Annotated in this window: 19 protein-coding genes; 6 read left to right on the top strand and 13 right to left on the bottom strand. The window is 28.0% G+C overall.

Annotation, left to right across the window (positions count from 1 at the left end):
- Window positions 1–40: 40 nt before the first annotated feature.
- From CRU95_RS09925 to CRU95_RS09865, 13 genes are all read right to left on the bottom strand, one after another.
- A complete protein-coding gene (locus CRU95_RS09925) occupies window positions 41–751 on the bottom strand; it encodes a LytTR family DNA-binding domain-containing protein (protein WP_129100981.1) in 711 nt (236 codons plus the stop codon).
- Window positions 748–1737 (bottom strand): sensor histidine kinase, encoded by a 990-nt coding sequence (locus CRU95_RS09920; RefSeq protein ID WP_129100980.1) that lies wholly within the window; start codon window positions 1735–1737, stop codon window positions 748–750. Before CRU95_RS09920 ends, CRU95_RS09925 begins: the two co-directional genes overlap by 4 nt.
- Window positions 1724–3142, bottom strand: coding sequence for an NAD(P)-binding protein (locus CRU95_RS09915; RefSeq protein ID WP_129100979.1), 1419 nt, complete (start codon window positions 3140–3142; stop codon window positions 1724–1726). Before CRU95_RS09915 ends, CRU95_RS09920 begins: the two co-directional genes overlap by 14 nt.
- Window positions 3129–4460 (bottom strand): deoxyribodipyrimidine photo-lyase, encoded by a 1332-nt coding sequence (locus CRU95_RS09910; protein ID WP_129100978.1) that lies wholly within the window; start codon window positions 4458–4460, stop codon window positions 3129–3131. Before CRU95_RS09910 ends, CRU95_RS09915 begins: the two co-directional genes overlap by 14 nt.
- Before the next feature lie 46 nt (window positions 4461–4506).
- A complete protein-coding gene (locus CRU95_RS09905; protein WP_129100977.1) occupies window positions 4507–5658 on the bottom strand; it encodes a PepSY domain-containing protein in 1152 nt (383 codons plus the stop codon).
- Window positions 5659–5672: 14 nt separating this feature from the next.
- Window positions 5673–6770, bottom strand: a complete 1098-nt coding sequence (locus tag CRU95_RS09900) for an alpha-hydroxy acid oxidase (RefSeq protein WP_258238676.1) — start codon at window positions 6768–6770, stop codon at window positions 5673–5675.
- 1 nt (window position 6771) lies between these two features.
- Entirely contained in the window at window positions 6772–7452 is a 681-nt protein-coding gene (locus CRU95_RS09895) for a Fe2+-dependent dioxygenase (protein ID WP_129100976.1), read from the bottom strand.
- 47 nt (window positions 7453–7499) lie between these two features.
- Window positions 7500–9779, bottom strand: a complete 2280-nt coding sequence (locus CRU95_RS09890; RefSeq protein WP_129100975.1) for a TonB-dependent siderophore receptor — start codon at window positions 9777–9779, stop codon at window positions 7500–7502.
- A 119-nt stretch (window positions 9780–9898) separates the two neighbouring features.
- A complete protein-coding gene (gene hemP / locus CRU95_RS09885; protein WP_129100974.1) occupies window positions 9899–10033 on the bottom strand; it encodes a hemin uptake protein HemP in 135 nt (44 codons plus the stop codon).
- 123 nt (window positions 10034–10156) lie between these two features.
- Window positions 10157–11368 carry an ABC transporter permease gene (locus tag CRU95_RS09880; RefSeq protein ID WP_129100973.1) on the bottom strand — a complete coding sequence of 404 codons (1212 nt, stop codon included), beginning with the start codon at window positions 11366–11368 and terminating at the stop codon, window positions 10157–10159.
- On the bottom strand, window positions 11368–12072 hold the full coding sequence (locus tag CRU95_RS09875; protein ID WP_258238675.1) for an ABC transporter ATP-binding protein: 705 nt from the start codon (window positions 12070–12072) through the stop codon (window positions 11368–11370). The genes CRU95_RS09880 and CRU95_RS09875 overlap by 1 nt, the downstream gene beginning before the upstream one ends.
- Window positions 12065–13324 carry an efflux RND transporter periplasmic adaptor subunit gene (locus tag CRU95_RS09870; protein WP_129100971.1) on the bottom strand — a complete coding sequence of 420 codons (1260 nt, stop codon included), beginning with the start codon at window positions 13322–13324 and terminating at the stop codon, window positions 12065–12067. Before CRU95_RS09870 ends, CRU95_RS09875 begins: the two co-directional genes overlap by 8 nt.
- 4 nt (window positions 13325–13328) lie before the next feature.
- The gene (locus CRU95_RS09865) at window positions 13329–14516 is read right to left on the bottom strand and encodes a TolC family protein (RefSeq protein WP_129100970.1); all 1188 of its coding nucleotides are present in this window, start codon (window positions 14514–14516) and stop codon (window positions 13329–13331) included.
- Window positions 14517–14733: 217 nt separating this feature from the next.
- Here CRU95_RS09865 and CRU95_RS16615 point away from each other — a divergent pair, with 217 nt between their 5' ends.
- The 6 genes from CRU95_RS16615 to CRU95_RS09840 all read left to right on the top strand — a co-directional run bounded on the left by CRU95_RS16615 (window position 14734) and on the right by CRU95_RS09840 (window position 20570).
- Window positions 14734–14898, top strand: a complete 165-nt coding sequence (locus CRU95_RS16615; protein WP_164969764.1) for a hypothetical protein — start codon at window positions 14734–14736, stop codon at window positions 14896–14898.
- Window positions 14899–15047: 149 nt separating this feature from the next.
- Complete coding sequence (locus CRU95_RS09860) at window positions 15048–16397, top strand: imelysin family protein (protein ID WP_129100969.1); 1350 nt, start codon at window positions 15048–15050, stop codon at window positions 16395–16397.
- A complete protein-coding gene (locus tag CRU95_RS09855) occupies window positions 16381–17667 on the top strand; it encodes a di-heme oxidoredictase family protein (RefSeq protein ID WP_129100968.1) in 1287 nt (428 codons plus the stop codon). Before CRU95_RS09860 ends, CRU95_RS09855 begins: the two co-directional genes overlap by 17 nt.
- On the top strand, window positions 17667–18554 hold the full coding sequence (locus CRU95_RS09850) for an imelysin family protein (protein WP_129100967.1): 888 nt from the start codon (window positions 17667–17669) through the stop codon (window positions 18552–18554). The genes CRU95_RS09855 and CRU95_RS09850 overlap by 1 nt, the downstream gene beginning before the upstream one ends.
- Window position 18555: 1 nt before the next feature.
- Window positions 18556–19461 carry a sterol desaturase family protein gene (locus CRU95_RS09845; RefSeq protein ID WP_258238674.1) on the top strand — a complete coding sequence of 302 codons (906 nt, stop codon included), beginning with the start codon at window positions 18556–18558 and terminating at the stop codon, window positions 19459–19461.
- On the top strand, window positions 19458–20570 hold the full coding sequence (locus CRU95_RS09840) for a cytochrome-c peroxidase (RefSeq protein ID WP_129100965.1): 1113 nt from the start codon (window positions 19458–19460) through the stop codon (window positions 20568–20570). The genes CRU95_RS09845 and CRU95_RS09840 overlap by 4 nt, the downstream gene beginning before the upstream one ends.
- Window positions 20571–20584 lie beyond the last annotated feature (14 nt).

Raw genomic sequence — 20584 nt, 5'->3', positions numbered from 1 at the left:
ATCATCAAAATAAAAGGATTAGTAGTAGTTTTTTGTCAGTTTAAAGACTTCTTCTTTCTAAATATTCTCTAAATTCTTTTGCTCCATCTTTAGAACTTGTCACAACTGAATCAATATTTTCAAAGCTAATAGTAAGTTTTGATTGTTCAACACTTTCCATTGATTTTATTTTATCAACATTTACAATGATTGAACGATGTATTCTAAAAAATTTCTTTTTATCTAAAAGCTTTTCTAAATCTCCAATTTTCCTTTTCACATATACATCTGCATCTTTTATACGAACCAGTACCTCATCCAAATCTGCTTTTATAAAATATATATCATCAAGTTTGATTAGATATATTTTATTTCCTCTTTTTCCTAGAAGTTTTTCATCACTTGATTGGCTTGATTGTTTAAAACTCTTTATTTTTTCTAGTACTCTTTTTATATCATCGCTTTCTATTGGTTTCATTAAATAATCTATTCCACCAATTTTAAAAGCCTCTATTGCATACTCACTATATGCTGTTTGAAATACAATAAAAGTCTTTGGTTCAAGAGATAAAATAGTATTTGCAAGTTCTAGGCCATTCATTTGAGGCATTGAGATGTCTAGAAAAACTACATCGAATTTTTGCTTTGTAGCTTCTACCAATGCAAGACTTGGAGAATCAAAACTTACAATATCCTCTATTCCCTCTTCATTTAAAAGTCTTGTTAATCTACTTAGAGCTAATTTTTCATCATCGACTATCATTATTTTCATCTATTACTCCTATATATTGTAAACTTCATTTTATCATTTTCTATTGAACTTTTTAAATACCCAATTTTAAGAATTTGTAATCTTTTTTGCAAATTGTTTAATCCTACTCCAAAAATAACTTTTGAAGTAATCTTTCCGCTATTTGTTACTTCTATTTTTTTATCATTTACATTTACATCAATAATTAAACTTTTTCCTGTAAAACCGTGTTTTATTGCATTTTCTACCAAGAGTTGTATTGAAAATTTCGGTAAAAGCATATCATAGTATTTTTCATCACAATTTAAATTAAAAACTATTTTTTCATCAAATCTTATATTTTCTATATGCAAATATGTATTTAACATATCAATTTCACTTTTTAAATCAATCAAACCTTTTTTTGTAATCGCATTTCTTAAAAACTTTGATAATTTTAAAACTGATTCTTCTGCTTTTTTCTGGTCTTGATAAATTAGTTCAGAAATAGAATTTAAAGCATTAAATAAAAAGTGAGGATTTAACTCACTTTCTAAAGCTTCTAATTTCGTCTGTAAAACTTCACTATGGGCTATTTCATTTTTATATTTCATTGAGATGAACTGATGCAATATTAAACCAATCAAAAAAGTCAATAGTCCAATAGTAAAACTTATATCTAACCAATAAAAAGATATGAGTTTTACTATTGGGTATGTATCATCAAATAGAAAAAATGTTAAAGAAAAACCACACCAACCAGCTAAAAAAGAGAAAATGAAACTAATAAAATACCAATACTTTTTTTGAATATTTGGCAAAATATAAAAGTTTGAAATAGAGATAAATAAAAAGGAAAAAAAAGAGATAAAAAAAGCACATGAAGTACTAAAAGCTATAGTTGAAAAATATCTAATCTCTTCATTTATATAATAAAAAACTAAAGAAATCAAAAAACCAAAGAATATTCCTATAATAATTATATAAAGCCAATCTTTATAAGAAATTTGTAATTCAAAGCTTTTCATTTAGCTCCTTATTTAATATACTAGCACCTAAAGCAACACCTGGCCAACCTTGACCAGCAAATATGGTATCTCCTACATTGTATAAGCCCTTAAAAGGAGTTCTACAAGAAGGAATTTGTAAAGCTGATTTTACATTTATAGCTTTTCCTCCACAATTTGCTCTTCCTATAAATCTTTGAAAAGTCAAACAAGTAGCAGAGAATATTTTTGTTATTTGTTCTATATTTATATTATCAAAATAATCTAAAAAATGCTCTAATATAAAGTTTTGTGTCAACTCTTTTTGTTTTTTATAATCATCTTTTGATAAAATTTTCCAAGTAGTGACTTTTGTATGAGTTGAAATAGTTACACTATATCCATTTTGACTCATTTTCTCATCACTTAGTTTTGAAAAAGAGATAAAAAATGAGTTGGAAATACAATTTGGGATATCAGGCTTTAATATGATTTGATAGTGTTCTAAAAACTCTTCTTTACTATTAATTGTAAGGTATGTCGTAAAAGCACTTTGATCACTAAAATCAAACTTTTCATAATAGTTCTTTATTTTTTTATCAAAAAGATTTTTACTATCATATATAGTTGTATTTAACACAATATTTTTTGCTTTATATTCACCTTTTGAGGAATTAATTATATAAGAATCTTTTGATTTTCTGATTTTAATTATCTCTTCATTTTTGTGAACATTTACATCTTTTAATAAATCTTCAATTATAGTTCCCATGCCATTATTTACATAAAATACTTTATGAAAAGGGTAAGATAATCCTAAAGACATAGATAATAAAGAAACATCTTTTGATTTACTCTGTACCGTAATAAGAAGTTGAGCATCTATAAAACTTTGATATTCTTGGCTTATCTCACCCAAAGTCTCTTTTATAAAAGAGTTTGCACTTTTAAATAAATCCATTTCAAAAGTCCCAATCAAATCTTTAAAAGTAAGCAAGGATTTCAAATAAGACTTTAGACTATATTTTGCAAAATGTATATTTTTTATTTGCCAAAATTTTTCATCAATACTTTTAATTTTTTCCCAAAAAATCCTATTATTTTTATTGGGATAGTTTTCTTGTATTTGAGATAAAAAAATTTCAAAATCTCTTATTCTATCTACTACTTTTTTATTTTGAATTGTTCTTATTGCTATTTTTGATTCAACTATATCAGGTACATAGCCAATTTGTTTAAATATATTCTTTATAAGATGATTATCTTCATATCCTACAAAAGTAGTAGCTCCTGCGTTATAATAATTTCCAAATCTTTTAAAAGTACTAGCACATCCCCCAAGATTAGAATCCTTTTCAAAAAGAATATGACTTTTATCTTTATTCAATGCTCCAATTAACGATCCCCCAATACCAGAACCAATTATTGCTAAATCATACTTTTGCATTTTTTGCCTCTTTAAACGCTCTTATTGCTCTATCTCTTGAATACTTCATATTTACTATTGAACTTATATATTTATCTTTTAAAGCACCTTCTACATGTATTAGTTTCGCATCTACATCTTTAAGTTCAGGAATTACACTTTTTATAAATATAGCTTCTTTATCAAATTTTGCTGATTGCAAGTATGGATTAAAAATTCTAAAATAAGGAACACTATCAGCCCCTGTACTTGCAGCCCATTGCCAAGAGCCTATATTTGAACTAGCATCATAATCAAGCAGTCTTTTTGCAAAATATTGCTCACCTTTTTTCCAGTCTATTAGTAAATTTTTACATAAAAAAGAAGAGACAATCATTCTAAGTCGATTGTGCATCATTCCTGTTTTATTAAAGTGTCTCATTGCTGCATCTATTATGGGAACTCCCGTTTTTCCTTCGCACCACTTTTGAAAATCTTCTTCATCTTCACTCCAAGATATTTCTATGTTCTTCCAGTTTTCATTTTCACTTTTTGGAAAATGAAATAAAATATAGTTATAAAACTCTCTCCAAAAAAGCTGTCTTATAAATATTTCACTGTTTTTTTTATTTAGTTCTTTTATTTCATTAAAAATCATTCTGGGTGATAAAGTTCCAAATCTTAAATCAACTCCTAAATTTGAAGTTCCATCTTTATAAAATATATCTCTGTTTTTTCCATACTCTTCTACTTTTTCTCTAAAATCATTTAGTCTATCTTCTGGTGTTTTTTTTAAAAACTCTGGTAAATCAGCTCTTTTAAATCCTAACTCTTCTAAAGAAGGAGTTTTATTTTCATATTTATATAGTTTTTGATTTTGATTTATTTGGGCTTCTCCTATTTTATCTGAGGAACTCAACCAAGATAATGATTTGTAAAAAGGAGTAAATACCTTATAAGGTATTCCATCTTTTTTTAGGTTTTTTCTGGGATTGATTAAAAATGAGTCTAAATATCTTTTTAAAGGTATTATTTCATTTATCTGTTTATCTCTTTTTATAGCATATGAATCAAAATCACTTGAACATAAAACTTCATCAAAACCTAACTTCTCAAGTTCAATAAATACATTTTTAGGAATATCATAAAATATATATAAATCTAAACCAAGACTTTGAAGTGATTTTCTTAAAGCTAATACTGCATCATAAATAAAAGTGACTCTTTTATCCTCAATATCAAGTTTCTCTAAAATATTTTTATCAAAAATAAATATGGGCATTACTTCATTAGATGCTTTTTCTAAGATTTTATTATCTCTTATTCTTAAATCACGTCTAAACCAAAGAATTTGTTTCACAAGCTTTTTCCTAGTTTTTATTTATATTACTAGGAAAAATAGCCAATTAGTAGGTGTTTTTTGTTAGATTATATTTTTTTGTAGCTTTTTTCTTTTTTCTTTTAAAGTACATCATAAAACCAGTTATTGTAAATAGTACCATCATTAAAGATGATAGTCCTAATATTCCTTGAACTATAAGACCAAAGTATTCTCCTGTATGAAGAGGAACAAGACTTTTCATCAATCTATCACTTAATGCTTTATCTTCAAATTTATCATTTTTTATTACTTTATTTGTTTTTGTATTTAGTGTTATTTCACTTCTTGCTCTATCATGTATGGCATTTTTTGCAAAATAACTTATTTTTATTACATCACTTTTTTTACCAATTTGTAAATTAGCATTTTCATACTCTTTGACATTTTTATTAAATAATTGAACTATTTTTTCTATCTTCTCATTTGATATAGAAACTGTAACTTCATCTTTTTTATTTTTTGGTGTTGGCATTCTTTTTTGTCGTATAGGTTTTTCAACCCCTGATACTTTATATAATCCATCTTTCACCCAATCATAAGACAAGGCAAGTCCAGTAAAAGACAAAAACAAATAAAAAGGTATGACCCACATTCCAATTGCAAAGTGCATATTAGACAAAAATGCTCTTTTTTTATCCTTAAAACTAAAAATAAAACTTTTGAAAAATGAGTTTTTTATTCTTTTCCAATAAACATATATTCCACTAAACATAAGTATTAAAAGGGCAAAGGTACAGATTCCAGTTATCTGTTTTCCAATATTCCCAATGATTAGTCCTCTATGAACTATTTCAATAAATTTAAAGAATTCATAACCCTTTGTATTTGGTAATATTTCAGCCGTATAGGGATTAATATAATAATTTATTCCTCTTCTTGCTTGTTTGCCCTCACCATTAGCTTTTATATTAATAACTACAGATCTATTTGCACTACTAGAAAAAATAAATGAATTTATTTTAGCATCAGGAAATTTTTGTTCAAATTTTTCTAATATCGCTTTTGAAGATAGTCTTTTTGTACTTGGAACTTCTATTATATAACTATCTTTATTTATATATTTTAATATCTCTTTTTGATAAGATAACATTGCACCAGTTATTCCCATAATTAGTAAAATAACTCCAGCTGTTAACCCTAAAATCATATGCACTTTAAATAAAAACTTTTTATGCATTTAAATCCTTCTTTTCAAAATAAAATTTCTTTTGTAACATCTTCAAGGGTTTTACATCCCGTAAGTGCCATAGAGATTTCTAACTCATCCCTTAATATTTTTATAATATGTGCCACACCTAAAGCTCCTGATGTAGCAAGTGCAAACATAAGTGGTCTGCCAACTAAAACAGCACTTGCTCCAAAAGCAAGAGCTTTTAAAATATCAGTTCCTCTTCTAATTCCACCATCTAGTAAAACTGGGATTTTTCCACCAACTGCCTCAACAATCTTTGGTAAAATATCAATTGTTGGAACAAGGGTATCTAAAGTTCTTCCTCCATGATTTGAGACAATAATACCATCAATCCCAAGTTCAAGTGCTTTTCTTGCATAAGAGGGGTGAGTAATACCTTTTAAAATAACTGGTAGTTTCGTATTTTCTTTTATAAATTTTATATCTGCCCAAGTAGGAGAATGTGCCATAACCCCATCGAAAATGCTACTTTGAGTTGAGTTTAAATCTAAAGTTAATTGTTTCATTCCTCGTAAATTTATAGCTTCTATATGAGAAGGTAAACAAAAGCCTGCTTTTTGTTCTTTATTTCTAATTCCTGCAATTGGAGCATCTATTGTAATTACTAGTGCTTTATATCCTAAGTTTTCAGCTTTTTTTATTAAAAACAAATTGTCATTCATATCAATTTGCATATATAATTGAAACCATAAGGGTGAATTAGTATAATCAGATATATCTTTTAAAGAAGTACTTGAAAAACCACTTACTATCATACAAGATTCCATGGCGCTTGCAGCTTGCACTGTTGCAATTTCTCCATCATCATGGACTAATTTTTGATAAGCAACAGGAGCCAAAAAAATAGGATGGGCATACTCTTGCCCAAATAGATTTAACTTTGTATTCCCACCTTTTACATCTTCTAAAGTTCTACTTAGAAGATGTATTCTATCAAAGGCTTTCTTATTTGTCCTATAAGTGATTTCATCTGCTGATGCAGATGAAATATAAGCCCAAGCATTTGTATCTACCCTAGATTTTGCAAAGCTTTCATAATCATCAACACAAACAATCTCATTTGGAATATAATCCAGTTTTGCTTCTATAGTATTCAATCTAAAGTTCCGCCCATTCTTGAATTAGTTTATGATAATGAATTGATAAATCTACAGCTTCTTTAGTCTCTCCATATTTTGACCTTAAACTTTGAATTGTATTATCAAGTTCAAATAAAATACTTCTTTTCCACGCACTTCTAATCATACTTTGAGTCCACATAAAACTTACCATTCTTACACCGCTGACAACTGGTTCAACTCTGTGTAAACTAGTAGAAGGATAGAGTATCAGATCACCTGCTGGAAGTTTCACTTCATGGGTTCCAAAAGTATCTTCTATAATCATTTCCCCACCTTCATACTCTTCAGGTTCTGTAAAAAACAAAGAGCAAGAGATATCAGTACGAAAGTTTTTACCAACTGTTGTATCATATAAAATTGAGTTATCAACATGATTTCCATAAGCACCACTATTTTCGTATCTATTTATAAAAGGTGAAATTATATGATTTGGCAAGGCAGCTGAGACAAAAAGAGGATTTGATTTTAAAGTAGAAGTAATAATATCTCTTAAATGTTTTAACAAAGGATCATTTTCGGCTAGTTGTAGATTACTTTTTACATTAATAGCTTGACTTCCAGCTGTTAGTTTTCCATCAATCCAAGTAGCTTCATCTAAGAGTTTTCTACACTCTTTTATTTGTTCCTTTGTTAATACATTTGGTATGTGTAAAAGCATTTTATTCCTTTTTATAAACTAGTCCCAAAAAGGGGGACTAATTTTGATTAAAATTTATAACTATAAGTTAATAAAGCTGACCTTGCAGCTCCTGGTGTATATCTAAATCCATCTTTATTGGTATTTGCGACATACTCTTCATCTGCAATGTTGTAAACATTTAACTGCAAAGATGAATGTTTATCTATTTTATATGAAGCCATAGCATCAAATACTAAGAAGTCTTCTATTACTGTCATTCTTCCATTTACAGGAGTATCTTGTCCTGATTTTGATGATGAAACTTTTTGTTCACCCATATATGTGGCACCTAACCCAACAGTAAAGGCTGGCGTAAAGTTATAAGTACTCCATAAAGTTGCACTCCAATCAGGTGTAAATCTTAAAGCTGCACCATCATCACTTCTACCTTTTGCTTTAGATTTTGTTTTATCTTTAGCAAACCCTGCACTAATTGAAAATTTATCAGTAACTTGACCAACAATTCCAATTTCGATACCTTTTACCTCTTTTTCACCTTCTTGTGTATATGTTCCATCATCTTCTTCTGTTATTTGATTCTTTGCCAAAGTTTTATATATGGCTGCTGTTAAAGATAATCGATTATCTAAGAAATTCCATTTTGTACCTATCTCAGTCGTTGTTGATTCCTCAGGGTCTTTATTTGGATTATCTAAACTAGTATCAGAAGTTGATAAAGGTGATAATTTTCCTCCTGGTTGTAACTGAGAAGTGGCATGAGAAATGTATATGCTTCCATTTTCTAGTGGTTTATAAACAAAACCTAATTTCCAACTTTTTAAAGTACCACTATCTTCAATATCAACAGGACGATATAATGTAGGTCCTCTTCTTACTTCAGTATAACTTTCAATACCTGATTCTTTTAATTTATATTTATCAAGTCTTCCTCCCCCTATAAACATAAATTTATCAGTTAAGGAAATAGAATCAAATAAATATACACCTGCAGTTTCAACCTCAACTTTAAGATTTTTAGGAGTAAATGATAAATCTCTTCCTGTAAGTGAATCACTTGGATTTGGATTATATAAATTTGCAGCTGACATAGCTCCTACATTTTTATAAGATTTTGATGTCTTTTTCTCTTTTATAAACTCTAATCCTGTACTCAAACTATGTGAAATACTCCCTGTTTCAAAGCTTGACGAAAGATTTGTTTTATTTACAATTATTTCATTTTCTTCCCACTTTTGATTAGAAAACCTATTAACAGTCCAAGAATTAGGATTATTTACATCTGTTACATCAGCAGAGGCTAATCCTCTTGTTATCATTCTTTGTTTCGTTTTTGAATATTTCGTAATATTACTTATTGTTGTAGAATCAGAGAAATCATGTTCAAATAATAAACCAAATGTATCTGAAGTAGCTTTTTCAAAATCAGATTTACTACCATAAAAGTCTTCTCTATCAGCTTTTTTAGGACTTATACCTGCAGCTTCTAATGCAAAATAAGGTACACTATTAAGCCCAATAGTAGGTACTCCTGCATCAGGGATATCATCTTGCTTAAATCTTTCATAATTGATTGTAGTTCTAGTGTTTGTTCCTATTCCAAACCCCAATGAAGCAGCTATTCCTGTTCTATCTATCTCTAGAACATCTCTTCCTGCTACATCGCCTTTATGTTTTAGTAAATTTATTCTTAAACCAGTTGTTTCATTTAATTTTTTATTTAAATCAGCTGTTACCCTTCCATTTTCACCTGTACTATAACCCAAACTAATCTCAGCAGCATCTTTATTTTTAGGTGATTTTGTTACTTGATTTATATATCCAGATGAAACACCTCTTCCATTATCAGCTCCAACTGCACCTTTTGTAATTTCTACAGCTTCAGTATTATACATATCTTTTACAGAGTTTGAACTATCTCTTACCCCATCTTTATAAATACTAGATTGAGTATCAAAACCTCTCATCATGATATTATTTTTATCATTTGTACTACCATTTTCACCTAAGTTTAAAGTAATACCAGGAGTATTTCTCAAAGCTTCTTGTAGAGTTGTTGCTTGTTGTTCTTTTAATACTTTTTCAGTTACTACAGAAATTGTTTGGGGAGTATCAATTAAATCTTGTGTGATTTTTGATGAAGAAGATTTATTTACTTTATAACTATTTGTATAGTTTTGTTCTTTTTCTTTTGTCTCTACTACATTTATGGGTAAAACTGTAGGATTCGACATAGTTGTATCCGCATTTAGAATAACTGGACTTGATAATAATACACTAGCTGTTACAACTGATGCACCTAAATAGTTTGTAGTTTTATGTTTTTTACTTACGATATATTTTTCCACTCATTTCCTCCAAGAAATAAAAGTTTTAAATAGAAAATAATTTGACTATTTAAAAAGATTTGATTTGATTTTTTGGCTGGCTATATGTAGAAAAATTACTTTTGCTGGCTAGACTTTGTTTATTTGGTAAGTATTAGTTTATTTGATTTTGTTATTTTTAGATAATAAGCTTGTCCATCATGGATGATTTGAATAGAGTTTCCTTTTTGAAATATCTCTTTTGATTCAATCTTTCTATCTTTGTTTCCATTCATGCTAATACTCCATTTTCATTTAGTTAACACAGAGTTAATGAGGTTAACTAAAAGTTAATGGGATATTAACAAAGAGAAGCTTAAGTTTCAATTAAAATTGATAATCGTTATTATAATTATAATCTATTCATATCTTAATGCATCAATTGGGTTAAGTCTTGCAGCTTTTCTTGCAGGGAAATATCCAAAAACAACACCTATAAGAGTAGAAAAGAAAAATGCTATTAAAATTATTTTTTCATTTATTATAAATGGTAAATCAAAAGATGAAACACCGATATAACCTATACTAATACCTAATATTATTCCAATAATTCCACCAAGTGTAGATAAAACTATAGCTTCAACTAAGAATTGAAGCAAAACTTCACTCTCCATTGCACCAATAGCAAGTCTTATTCCTATCTCTTTTGTTCTCTCAGTTACAGATACAAGCATAATATTCATAATACCAATACCTCCCACAAGTAAACTAATTGCTGCAATTGAACCTAATAAATAAGTTAACATTTGTGTTGTAGAAGTCATAGAAGAAAGTAAATCTTCCATATCCCTTATATAGAAGTTATCACTTTCCCCTACTTTTATACTTCTTCTATCTTGCATCAAAAGTGTAATATCTTTTTTGGCTTTTTTGATGTTTTTATTTGAATTTACAGAAATAATTATAGATTTTACATCTTTATTTCCTTGAATCTTTCTTTGTAACATTCGTAAAGGAACAACTACTATCTCATCTTGATCTTGTCCAAAAGTTGAAGCTCCCTTTGACTCTAATACTCCAATGACATTACAGGAAAAGTTTTTTAGTCTTATTTTAGCTCCCACTGGATTTTCACTTCCAAATAGTTGTTTGACAATTGTGGTACCTAAAATACAAGATGATTTTCCACTATTTAATTCACTTTCATCAAAATATCTTCCCTCTTTTAGTTTCCAATCTTTTATTACAAAATAATCATTGTTTGTACCAACAACACTTGAGGTATAACTCTTATTTAAATAGATTAAATTGACTCCTGTACTATTATCAGGTGCTACTGCTTTCATATTATCAATTTGATTCTTTATTGCAGTAACATCATCAATCTTGAAAGCTTTTGCACTGTTATCAGTTCTAGGCCCTCCTCTTCTTTCTTGTCCAACACGAAGGATTAACATATTTGTTCCAAGTTTTTCAATATTTTCTTTTACACTAGCGGTTGTTCCATCACCTAGCATAACCATTCCTATAACAGAAGCAACTCCAATTACTATTCCCAAAACTGTTAAAATAGAGCGTAAGATATTTCTTCTTATCTCTTTTATGGCAATTAAAAAGGCTTTTAATAACATTATTTAAATCCTTTTTTCAAACTATCATCGATATGTCCATCTCTAAAATAAATTATCCTATTTGAATAAGCTGCCATCTCCTCTTCATGGGTTATCATAATAATTGTGATATTTAACTCTTCATTTAACTGTTTTAATAAATTCAATATTTCAACACTTTTTATACTGTCTAAATTTCCAGTTGGCTCATCTGCTAAAAGTATTAAAGGATCGGTTACTAATGCTCTTGCAATTGCAACACGCTGTTGTTGTCCACCTGAAAGTTGAGAAGGTGCATTATTTGCAACACTTTCTAAACCAACTTTTTTTAAAGCTTCCATTGCTAAGATTTTTCTTTGTTTTGTTGGAACCTTTCTATAAATTAATGGTAATTCCACATTTTCTAAAGCGCTTGTTCTGCCTAAAAGATTGAAGCCTTGAAAAACAAAACCAATATAATTCTTTCTTATTACTGCTAATTGGTTTCTATTTAGTTTTTCTACATTTATGTTATTAAACAGATATTCTCCACTACTTGGAGAATCTAAACAACCTATTATATTCATAGAAGTTGATTTACCACTTCCACTTGCTCCCATTATAGATATGAATTCTCCTCTTCTTATAGAAAAATCTATACCATTTAAGGCATGAGTTATAGCTTCCCCTTTTCCATAGGTCTTAACTATATTTTTAAACTCAATTACTACTTCATTATCATTCATCATCACTACTTTGAGAAATAATTACTTCATCATCTACTTTTAAGTCTTTTGATTCAACACTTGTAACCGTACCGTTTGTATCCAAAATTTTTATTCTTATTCTTTGTGGTTTATTGTCTTTTAATATCCAAACATTCCCAAATTCTATTTTCCCTACACTTTTTGCTTCTCTTTTTACCATTGGTCTCTTAGGACCAACTATTCCAGCCCCATTTTTGTTCTCTTTATTTTTCAAAGTAGGCTTAAATCTTAAAGCACTATTTGGTACAAGTAATTTATCTTTTGATTCTTTTGTAATAATCTCTGCACTAGCAGTCATTCCTGGTCTTAAAAATAGTTTTTCATTGTCTACTAAAACTACAGTTTCATATGTAACTACCCCATTTACTTCTACAGGATTTAGTCTTACTTGTTTTATCTTTCCTTTAAATGTCTCTTTTGGATAAGCATCAACTGTAAAGGTGACATTTAACCCTTTTTTTATATCTGCAACATCTGCTTCATCTATACTTACTACTAAATCCATTTTTGATAAATCTTTTGCTAAAGTGAATAATACAGGTGTTGACATAGATGCAGCAACTGTTTGTCCTACTTCTACTGCTCTATTTAAAACTATTCCATTAATAGATGATTTTACAACTGCTTTATCAAGATTTTGTTCATCAGTTTTTAGATTAAACTCTGCTTGTTTTACTTTTGCTTCCATTGAATCAAAGCTTGAAAGAGCACTTTCATAATCAAATTTTGATTCATCAAGTATATTTTGAGAAGGATATTTTCCACCTGACTGTTCATACATTCTTAATGTTCTAGTATAAGTTAATTTTTTACTTTTTACATTTACTTCATTTTCTTTTAAATTTGCTTTTGCAATAGTTAATGAAGCTTTTGAACTATCTACTTGTGATTGTAATTTTGTAGTATCAAGTTTTGCTAATATTTGCCCTACTTTAACTTCATCATTAAAATCTACATATATATCTTTTATTGTTCCTGAAACTTCAATTCCAATATCTACACTATTTGTTGGTTTTAAATTTCCTGTAGCTGAAACTACTACTTCTAAATCACCTTTCTTGATTTTGGAAGTATCATAATGAAACTCTTTTTGTTCATTTTGATTAAACATAAAAAAATAAAAACAAAGTCCAACAATAATCAATAATAAAAATATTCCTATAAAAAGATTACTTTTCTTTCCTTTTTTACTTTTATATTTATCTAAATCATTTTGTAAAGTTTCATTCATCTTTTTATACCTTTGTTTTAAAATATAATTTAGAATATTGAAGTTTTATATCAATATTATTTATTGTCAAATCATATTCATTAATTTTTTTTGTGTTTTCCAATATCTCTAAATCATAATCAGAACTCATTCCTGATTCATTTGAATTCCGATTAGCATTTATTAATTCATCATATAAATTTAAATTTTCTTTTATAATTTTACTTTGTTGTTCATATGTATCTATTTGAGTTAATATTTGTTCATACTCATACAAAGTTTCATCTTTTATATCATTAAGTGCAATTTTTTGTTTAAGAAGTTCTAATCTTGATTTTTCTACTGTACTAGATTTATTTATATCATAAATAGGCATAGATAAATTCAAAGAAATAGAACCATTTTTTGAAGTTGATTGCGTATCACTTTGAAGATTTTCATTTCTTGAATATGAATAATTTGTTCCCACTGAAAGTTGAGGAAGATACGAGCTCTTTAACTTTTTATAAGAACTATCTAAAACTTTCACTTTAGAATTTTCATATTTAATATTCAAATTATTTTTCAAAAATTCATTTTTGTCTATTATTTTAAAGTCAATCAAATCTATTTGGTTATATTTTAAATTTGTATATTTAGACAATTCATATTCTTTATCTTTTAGTGAATTTTTTAAAGATATATTCTCTTTGTATTGAGTATTTTTTGACATAATTGCATCATTTAATTCTGTAATATCTGCATTTCCAGCTTCATATTGAATTTTTTTTAAGATTAACTCTATTTCTTTATTTTTTAAAGAGTATTCACTTTGTTCAATTTGCAGTTTTACCTTTTTAATTTCTAATAAAGTCTCGTAAATTGTCTCTAAAATTGCTTTATTTTCAATCTCCCAAGCTATTAGATCAGAGTTTAGCACATCTTTTGCATTCTTGATTGTAAACTCTATTCCTCCTGATTTATATATTGATTGAGAAAATCCAATTGAAACACTTTTTGTTAAACTATCACTTTCAGAATTAAAAGAATGACTTCTGTTTAATCCTGAGCTAATAGTAATTGGAGATATCCAATCATTTTTTGAAGATTCATAGTTCTTTTGGATTATCTTCTTTTCTGTTTGTCTTAGTACTTTTTTGCTATCTTTTAACACTTCTAATTCATTTGCATTAAGTAATGAACAGAGAACTAGCATAATAATTAGTTTATACAAAAATTACCTTTTTTTATTTGTATTATATAAGTAATTAATTAATAGTTTATTAACATAATCAATTTAGATAATCATTATTAATATTATAAGATATTTTACCTTTTAGCAAAAAAAACATAAAATATCTTAAATTTTAATGATAATAATTATCATTTTATCATAAATTAAGTTTTCTTTTTGTAGGATTATGAGAATTATTATCATAAAGGATTAATTCATGTCTGATTTACTTTTGAAAAGAGAAATTAGAAAAGTACTTAGAGAATCTGGTCTTGAAAAGAGTTCAAGAATGGTATGTTCAATAGTTAAAGTTTTGAATATGAAACATAAGAATATTGATTCAACTAAAGCACATTTATTTGCAAAAGAGTTGCTTGCTTAATCTAAAGAAAGGAATAAATGAAAAAGATACAGAATCATGAGATATTGCGTTTTTCTCTGACATCTGACTTATGTTGATTATGATGGTATAACAATTATAATAAAATCTAAACCAAGCGTAACTTACGCATTTTAAAAGGAAAATAAAATATGAATAACACAAAAAAACTACTAATCTCACTTTCAGTTGTAACTGCAATTGCACTAACTGGTTGCGTTACGGAATCAAATACTGGCACTAAACAAGAAGTTGTTAAATCAAAAACAATATTAGAAGCTTATGCTAATATTGCAATTGATAATTATACAGATGCATTAAATGATGCAAAAGCTTTGGTAACAGCAATTGATAAATTTGCTTCTAATCCTACAGAAGAAAGTTTACAAAATGCAAAAAATGCTTGGTTAACTTCAAGAGAAAGTTATGGTCAAACTGAAGCATTTAGATTATCAAATGGTCCAATTGATGCAGAAGATGGATGGGTTGCAAAAAGTTATGATGCCTTAGAAGGACAAATTAATGCTTGGCCATTAGATGAAAATATGATTGATTATACAATTGATGCAAATGGTAAAAAAACAGCAGGTAATATTATTGATACTGTTGGAGTATTTAATCCAGGAGGAGAAGATGCAAAACCAGTTGATGTAACAAAAATTACTGCTAATGCTATTTCAGAATTAAATGAAAATGGTGGAGAGGCAAATGTTGCAAGTGGATACCATGCCGTAGAATTTTTATTATGGGGACAAGATCAAGATTATTCAAATTTCTTAAAAGATTCAATTACTAATGGACCAATGACAGCAGGTCAAAGACCACTTAGTGACTTTACAAGTGATGTAGATGCTCCAAGAAGATTAGAGTATTTAAAAGCTGCTTCACAAAAAATAGTAAGTGACTTAGAAGTTGTAACTTCTGCTTGGGCAAAAAATGTTGATGGAACTAAAGGATTATATAGAGCTGCTATTTTAGATCAATTAAAAGGTGATAATGCATCAAAAAACATATCTCAAAATGATGCTTTAAAACAAATCATTGCAGGTATGGGTGTATTTATGAAATCAGAATTAGCAAATGAAAGAATTGCAGTTGCGGTATTAACACCATCTGAAGAAGATGAACACTCTTGTTTTTCTGATAACACGCATAGAGATATCGCTATGAATTATCAAGGTTTCAAAAACATTTTAACTTCAACTTATAATGGGAAAAAATATGGCCCATCTCTTTTAGATAAAGTGGATGGAGATTCTAAAGCAAAAATTGAAAAACTTATGAAATCAATTGAAGAAAAAATTGCCTTAGTAGACGAAACTGCAAAAACAAAAGAACATTTTGATTATCAAATAAGACCAACAAGTCCTATGTCAAAAGTGATTGTAAAACTTAAAAATGAAATGAGAAAACTTGGTGATACTATGGTTGATGTTGCTAGTGCAAATGGAATAAGCTTAACAAAAGATGATGTAACAGACGCAGATGAAACTAAACTTTAATCTCTTAGCATTTTTACTATTATTTACAACAACTCTATATTCATCTCAACAAGAGATGAATAATGAAGATTATGATAAATATATATTAGGAAGAAGTTTTTTTACTATTCCTTGGGTTGAGGCACCTAGTGCCACAACTGCAAGGGATGGTCTTGGACCTTTGTTTAATGCAAATGCTTGCATAGCATGTCACCCAAACACTGCAAGAGGTGTTTTATACAATAAAAAAAATGAAGCTTCAAAGTCTTTAATTCCAAAACTTTCAATTGACTCAGATAATTCAAAATTGCATAAAAATATTTTAAAAAGAGATGGTTTTATTCCTGATTCAGTTTATGGTGCTCAAATATCTATAAGTGGGGTACAAGGTGTTCCATATGAAGCAAATGTAAATATTGACTTTGAGAAAATAAAACTTTTTTTTGACAATAAAGAACACTATATTTATAAACCAAAATATACTTTAAAAAATCTAAATTATGGTCATCTTACTAATTCAACAAATATATCATACAGAATTGCTCCAACGCTTTATGGAATGGGTTTGCTTTCAAAAATAGATGAAAAATCAATTCTTGCAAATGTGGATGAAAATGATTCAAATCATGATGGAATAAGTGGAAGAGCAAATTATGTTTACTCAAAAATTACAAAAAAAGAAGAGTTAGGGAGATTTACATATAAAGCAAGTGTTGCTTTTGTAAAAGAACAAATAGCAAATGCAGCATTTAATGATATGGGATTGACAACAAGTCTTTTAAAAGGTGAGAATTGTACTAAATCTCAAACTGCTTGTTTAAAAGCTCCAAAAGCTAGAGATGAGATAGATATTACAGATGAAAGATTAGATGCAATTACTTATTATTTAGAAAATCTTCCAACTTATACTCCAACAAAAAGTAAAAACTTTGAAAAAGGTATAGAAGTATTTTCTAAGATTGGATGTACTTCTTGTCATGTGCCCTCATTAAAAGCAAATGACGGTACAGATATTTATACTTTTTCGGATCTTTTATTACATGATATGGGAGAGGGTTTAAGTGATGGAAGAAGTGAGTTTCAAGCTTCAAAAAATGAATTTAGAACAACTCCATTGTGGGGATATACTGTTGAAAGAAAAGCTTATAGATTATTACATGATGGACGAGCGAATACATTTCAAGAGGCTATTTTATGGCATGGAGGAGAAGCAACAAAGGCAAAAGAAAATTATGTTGCTTTAAATAAAAAAGAAAAGAAACTTTTAATTGAGTTTCTAAAAGGATTATAATGAAAAAAATATTTTTGATACTTATTATAAGTTTCATGTCATTATTTGCAAAAGATACTATGCTTGATTCTATTTTAAAAAATGTTTCAATAGTAAATGTTGACAATACTATAAAAAATGCACAAATTCTAAAAAAAGATTATTCTGCACAAAACTTTACTACTTTCATAAAATCATGGAAAAAAGTTGAAGCATTTTATTTTGCAGGAGATATTGATGATAATTATATTGATACTCCAAGATATATTGATGTATTTCATAATCTAAAAGAAGATCTTAGTGTTCAAATGCAAAGAGTTATTGACTCAAAAGATGAACCACAAATTGCACTTTTTAAAAACTCATTTAAAACGGTAAATGCTTTAGAGTATATTTTATTTAATGATAAAACAATTACAAAAAGAGAAAAAGCAATAGCAGATGTTATTGTTGATTCTATTATCTCTAAGTTAGATGATATAAAAGAAGTTTATGAGGGTTATTTAACTAGAACTAAAAAAGATGACCTATGGGAAAATAGTTTAGTTATGAATACTTTAATTGCTAGTACTTATAAACTAAAAGAGTGGAGAATAAAGGTTCCCCATAAAGAAAAAGAGTATATTTTAAGTAATAATACAAATGCAGCAATTGTAGCTATATTAGAAGCAAATGAAGAGATTATAGGTGAACAAAAATATTACAATTTTGCAAATATGGCGAAAGAAAATGGAGCAAAAAAAGAGACTATAGAAGCACAAGCTTTATTAAACAAAGCTCTTAAAAGCGCAAAAAATAATTCAAAAGATTTGTATGATGCAGTAAATGAACTTCATGTATCTTACTTTTTATCTTTGATTGAACAACTTAGTATCACAGCTAAAATTTTAGAGGCTGATGGAGATTGATTTGAACGATCTAATCGTATTTGAATACCTTATAAATCCAAATAAAAGAATATTTTGGGTTTATATTATTTCATCAATTTTAATAACATTTATATATTTTATCTATACAAAAAAAAGTAATAAAGTAATATTGTCATCAAAGTTATGGTTACATCCAAGTGCAAAACTTGATTACTCTTACTTTTTTTTGGGATACTTTATAAATGTTTTTTTATTAATACCATTTATTTTAAGTGCAAAATCAGTGGCTTTTGCTGTTTCAAGATTTTTATATCTAAATTTTGGAATGGTTCAAAACACTTTTTTTTCATATAAAGAAACCCTACTTTTATATACCTTAGCTCTTTTTGTTTGTAGTGACTTTACAAGGTATATATTACATAGACTTTTACATGAAGTAAAATTCTTATGGGAATTTCACAAAGTTCATCATAGTGCAAAAGTTCTAAACCCACTTACTTTTTACAGAGTTCATCCAGTTGAAAATATACTTTTTGGACTAAGATATAGTTTAAGTGTTGGTTTTGTAACTGGTATATTTGTATATTTTTTTGGAGCTATGATTGATATTTATATGATATTTGGTGCAAATGTATTTATTGTTATTTTTTCCCTTTTAGGGTCAAACTTAAGACATACACATGTACCAATCTCATATGGTAAATATTTAGAAAAAATATTTATTTCCCCAAAGCAGCACCAAATACACCATAGTAATAAACACTTTGATAAAAACTATGGAGGATATTTGGCTATTTGGGATTATATGTTTGGAAGTTTAAAACTCTCAAAAGATGTAAAAGTTTTAAAATTCGGACTTAGAAAAGAACAAATGAAAGAATACACAACTATTAGAGGTATTTTATTTTTTCCTTTCAGAAACTTATTTAATAGGAGACAATTATGACAAAATCGATTTTAATTGCAAGTTTACTTTTTGTAAGCATGTACAGTAGTGAATTAACCCCACAAGAAACCTTAGGTAAAAGCCTATTTTTTGATAAAAACCTATCAAAAAATAAAACTATGTCTTGTGCAACATGTCACAATCCTGATATGGGATTTAGTGACCATAGAGGAAATGGTGTTTCAAATATGGCATCATTGGGAGATAATGGTAAATCAGTTGGTGGAAGAAATGCACCAACAGCATCATATGCGAATCAAACACCAAGCTTTCATTATGACAAAAAAGAAAAAGCTTATGTTGGTGGACAATTTTGGGATGGGAGAGCTAGTACTTTAGAAGACCAAGCAGGAGGACCACCTTTAAATCCAGTAGAAATGGAAATGCCAAATGAAAATGAGGTTATGAAAAGAGTACTAGAAAATCCATATTATGTAAGTGCTTTCAAAGATATTTATGGAAAAGACATATTCAAAGATCCTAAAAAAGCTTTTGTAGCTTTGACAAAAAGTATCGCAAGCTTTGAAAGAACAACAGAATTTTCACCATTTGATTCTAAATATGATAGATATTTAAGAGATGAATATGACTTAACTCCACTTGAAGATTTAGGGAAAGCTCTATTTTTCTCAAATAATAATAACTCTTGTTCAACTTGTCATGTTTTAAAAGGTGAAGATAAAGAAGGTGAGACATTTACAAACTTCCAATATCACAATATTGGAGTACCTGTAAATCATGCTTTAAATAAAAAAAGTGGTACAAAAAGTGCTGATGAAGGATTATTAGCAAATCCAACAGTTACAGATGTAAATCAAAAAGGGAAATTTAAAGTTCCAACACTAAGAAATGTAGCAGTTACAGGTCCATATATGCATAATGGTGTATTTAAAGAGTTAAGAACTGTTATTGAGTTTTATGATAAATATAATAATCAAGAACGAACAATAAATCCAGAAACTGGTAAAAAATGGGCTGATCCAGAAGTTGAAGAAACTATTGCGAAAGAAGAATTAAAAGCACAAAAATTAACTGATAGAAAAGTTGATGCACTTGTGGCATTTCTAAAACTACTTACTGATAAAAAGTATGAGCACTTATTAAAATAGTTTTATTTAGAAGA

This window comes from Arcobacter sp. F2176 (assembly GCF_004116465.1).
Classification (GTDB): Bacteria; Campylobacterota; Campylobacteria; order Campylobacterales; family Arcobacteraceae; genus Arcobacter; species Arcobacter siniprincipis.
This window is presented reverse-complemented; position numbering and strand designations above follow the sequence as displayed.

Bases quoted from the DNA above. Each gene is read 5' to 3' on its own strand.
- CRU95_RS09925 (WP_129100981.1), bottom strand. From the start codon at position 751: ATGAAAATAATGATAGTCGATGATGAAAAATTAGCTCTAAGTAGATTA.
- CRU95_RS09920 (WP_129100980.1), bottom strand. From the start codon at position 1,737: ATGAAAAGCTTTGAATTACAAATTTCTTATAAAGATTGGCTTTATATA.
- CRU95_RS09915 (WP_129100979.1), bottom strand. From the start codon at position 3,142: ATGCAAAAGTATGATTTAGCAATAATTGGTTCTGGTATTGGGGGATCG.
- CRU95_RS09905 (WP_129100977.1), bottom strand. From the start codon at position 5,658: ATGCATAAAAAGTTTTTATTTAAAGTGCATATGATTTTAGGGTTAACA.
- CRU95_RS09895 (WP_129100976.1), bottom strand. From the start codon at position 7,452: ATGCTTTTACACATACCAAATGTATTAACAAAGGAACAAATAAAAGAG.
- hemP (WP_129100974.1), bottom strand. From the start codon at position 10,033: ATGAATGGAAACAAAGATAGAAAGATTGAATCAAAAGAGATATTTCAA.
- CRU95_RS09880 (WP_129100973.1), bottom strand. From the start codon at position 11,368: ATGTTATTAAAAGCCTTTTTAATTGCCATAAAAGAGATAAGAAGAAAT.
- CRU95_RS09875 (WP_258238675.1), bottom strand. From the start codon at position 12,072: ATGAATGATAATGAAGTAGTAATTGAGTTTAAAAATATAGTTAAGACC.
- CRU95_RS09870 (WP_129100971.1), bottom strand. From the start codon at position 13,324: ATGAATGAAACTTTACAAAATGATTTAGATAAATATAAAAGTAAAAAA.
- CRU95_RS16615 (WP_164969764.1), top strand. From the start codon at position 14,734: ATGTCTGATTTACTTTTGAAAAGAGAAATTAGAAAAGTACTTAGAGAA.
- CRU95_RS09860 (WP_129100969.1), top strand. From the start codon at position 15,048: ATGAATAACACAAAAAAACTACTAATCTCACTTTCAGTTGTAACTGCA.
- CRU95_RS09855 (WP_129100968.1), top strand. From the start codon at position 16,381: ATGAAACTAAACTTTAATCTCTTAGCATTTTTACTATTATTTACAACA.
- CRU95_RS09850 (WP_129100967.1), top strand. From the start codon at position 17,667: ATGAAAAAAATATTTTTGATACTTATTATAAGTTTCATGTCATTATTT.
- CRU95_RS09840 (WP_129100965.1), top strand. From the start codon at position 19,458: ATGACAAAATCGATTTTAATTGCAAGTTTACTTTTTGTAAGCATGTAC.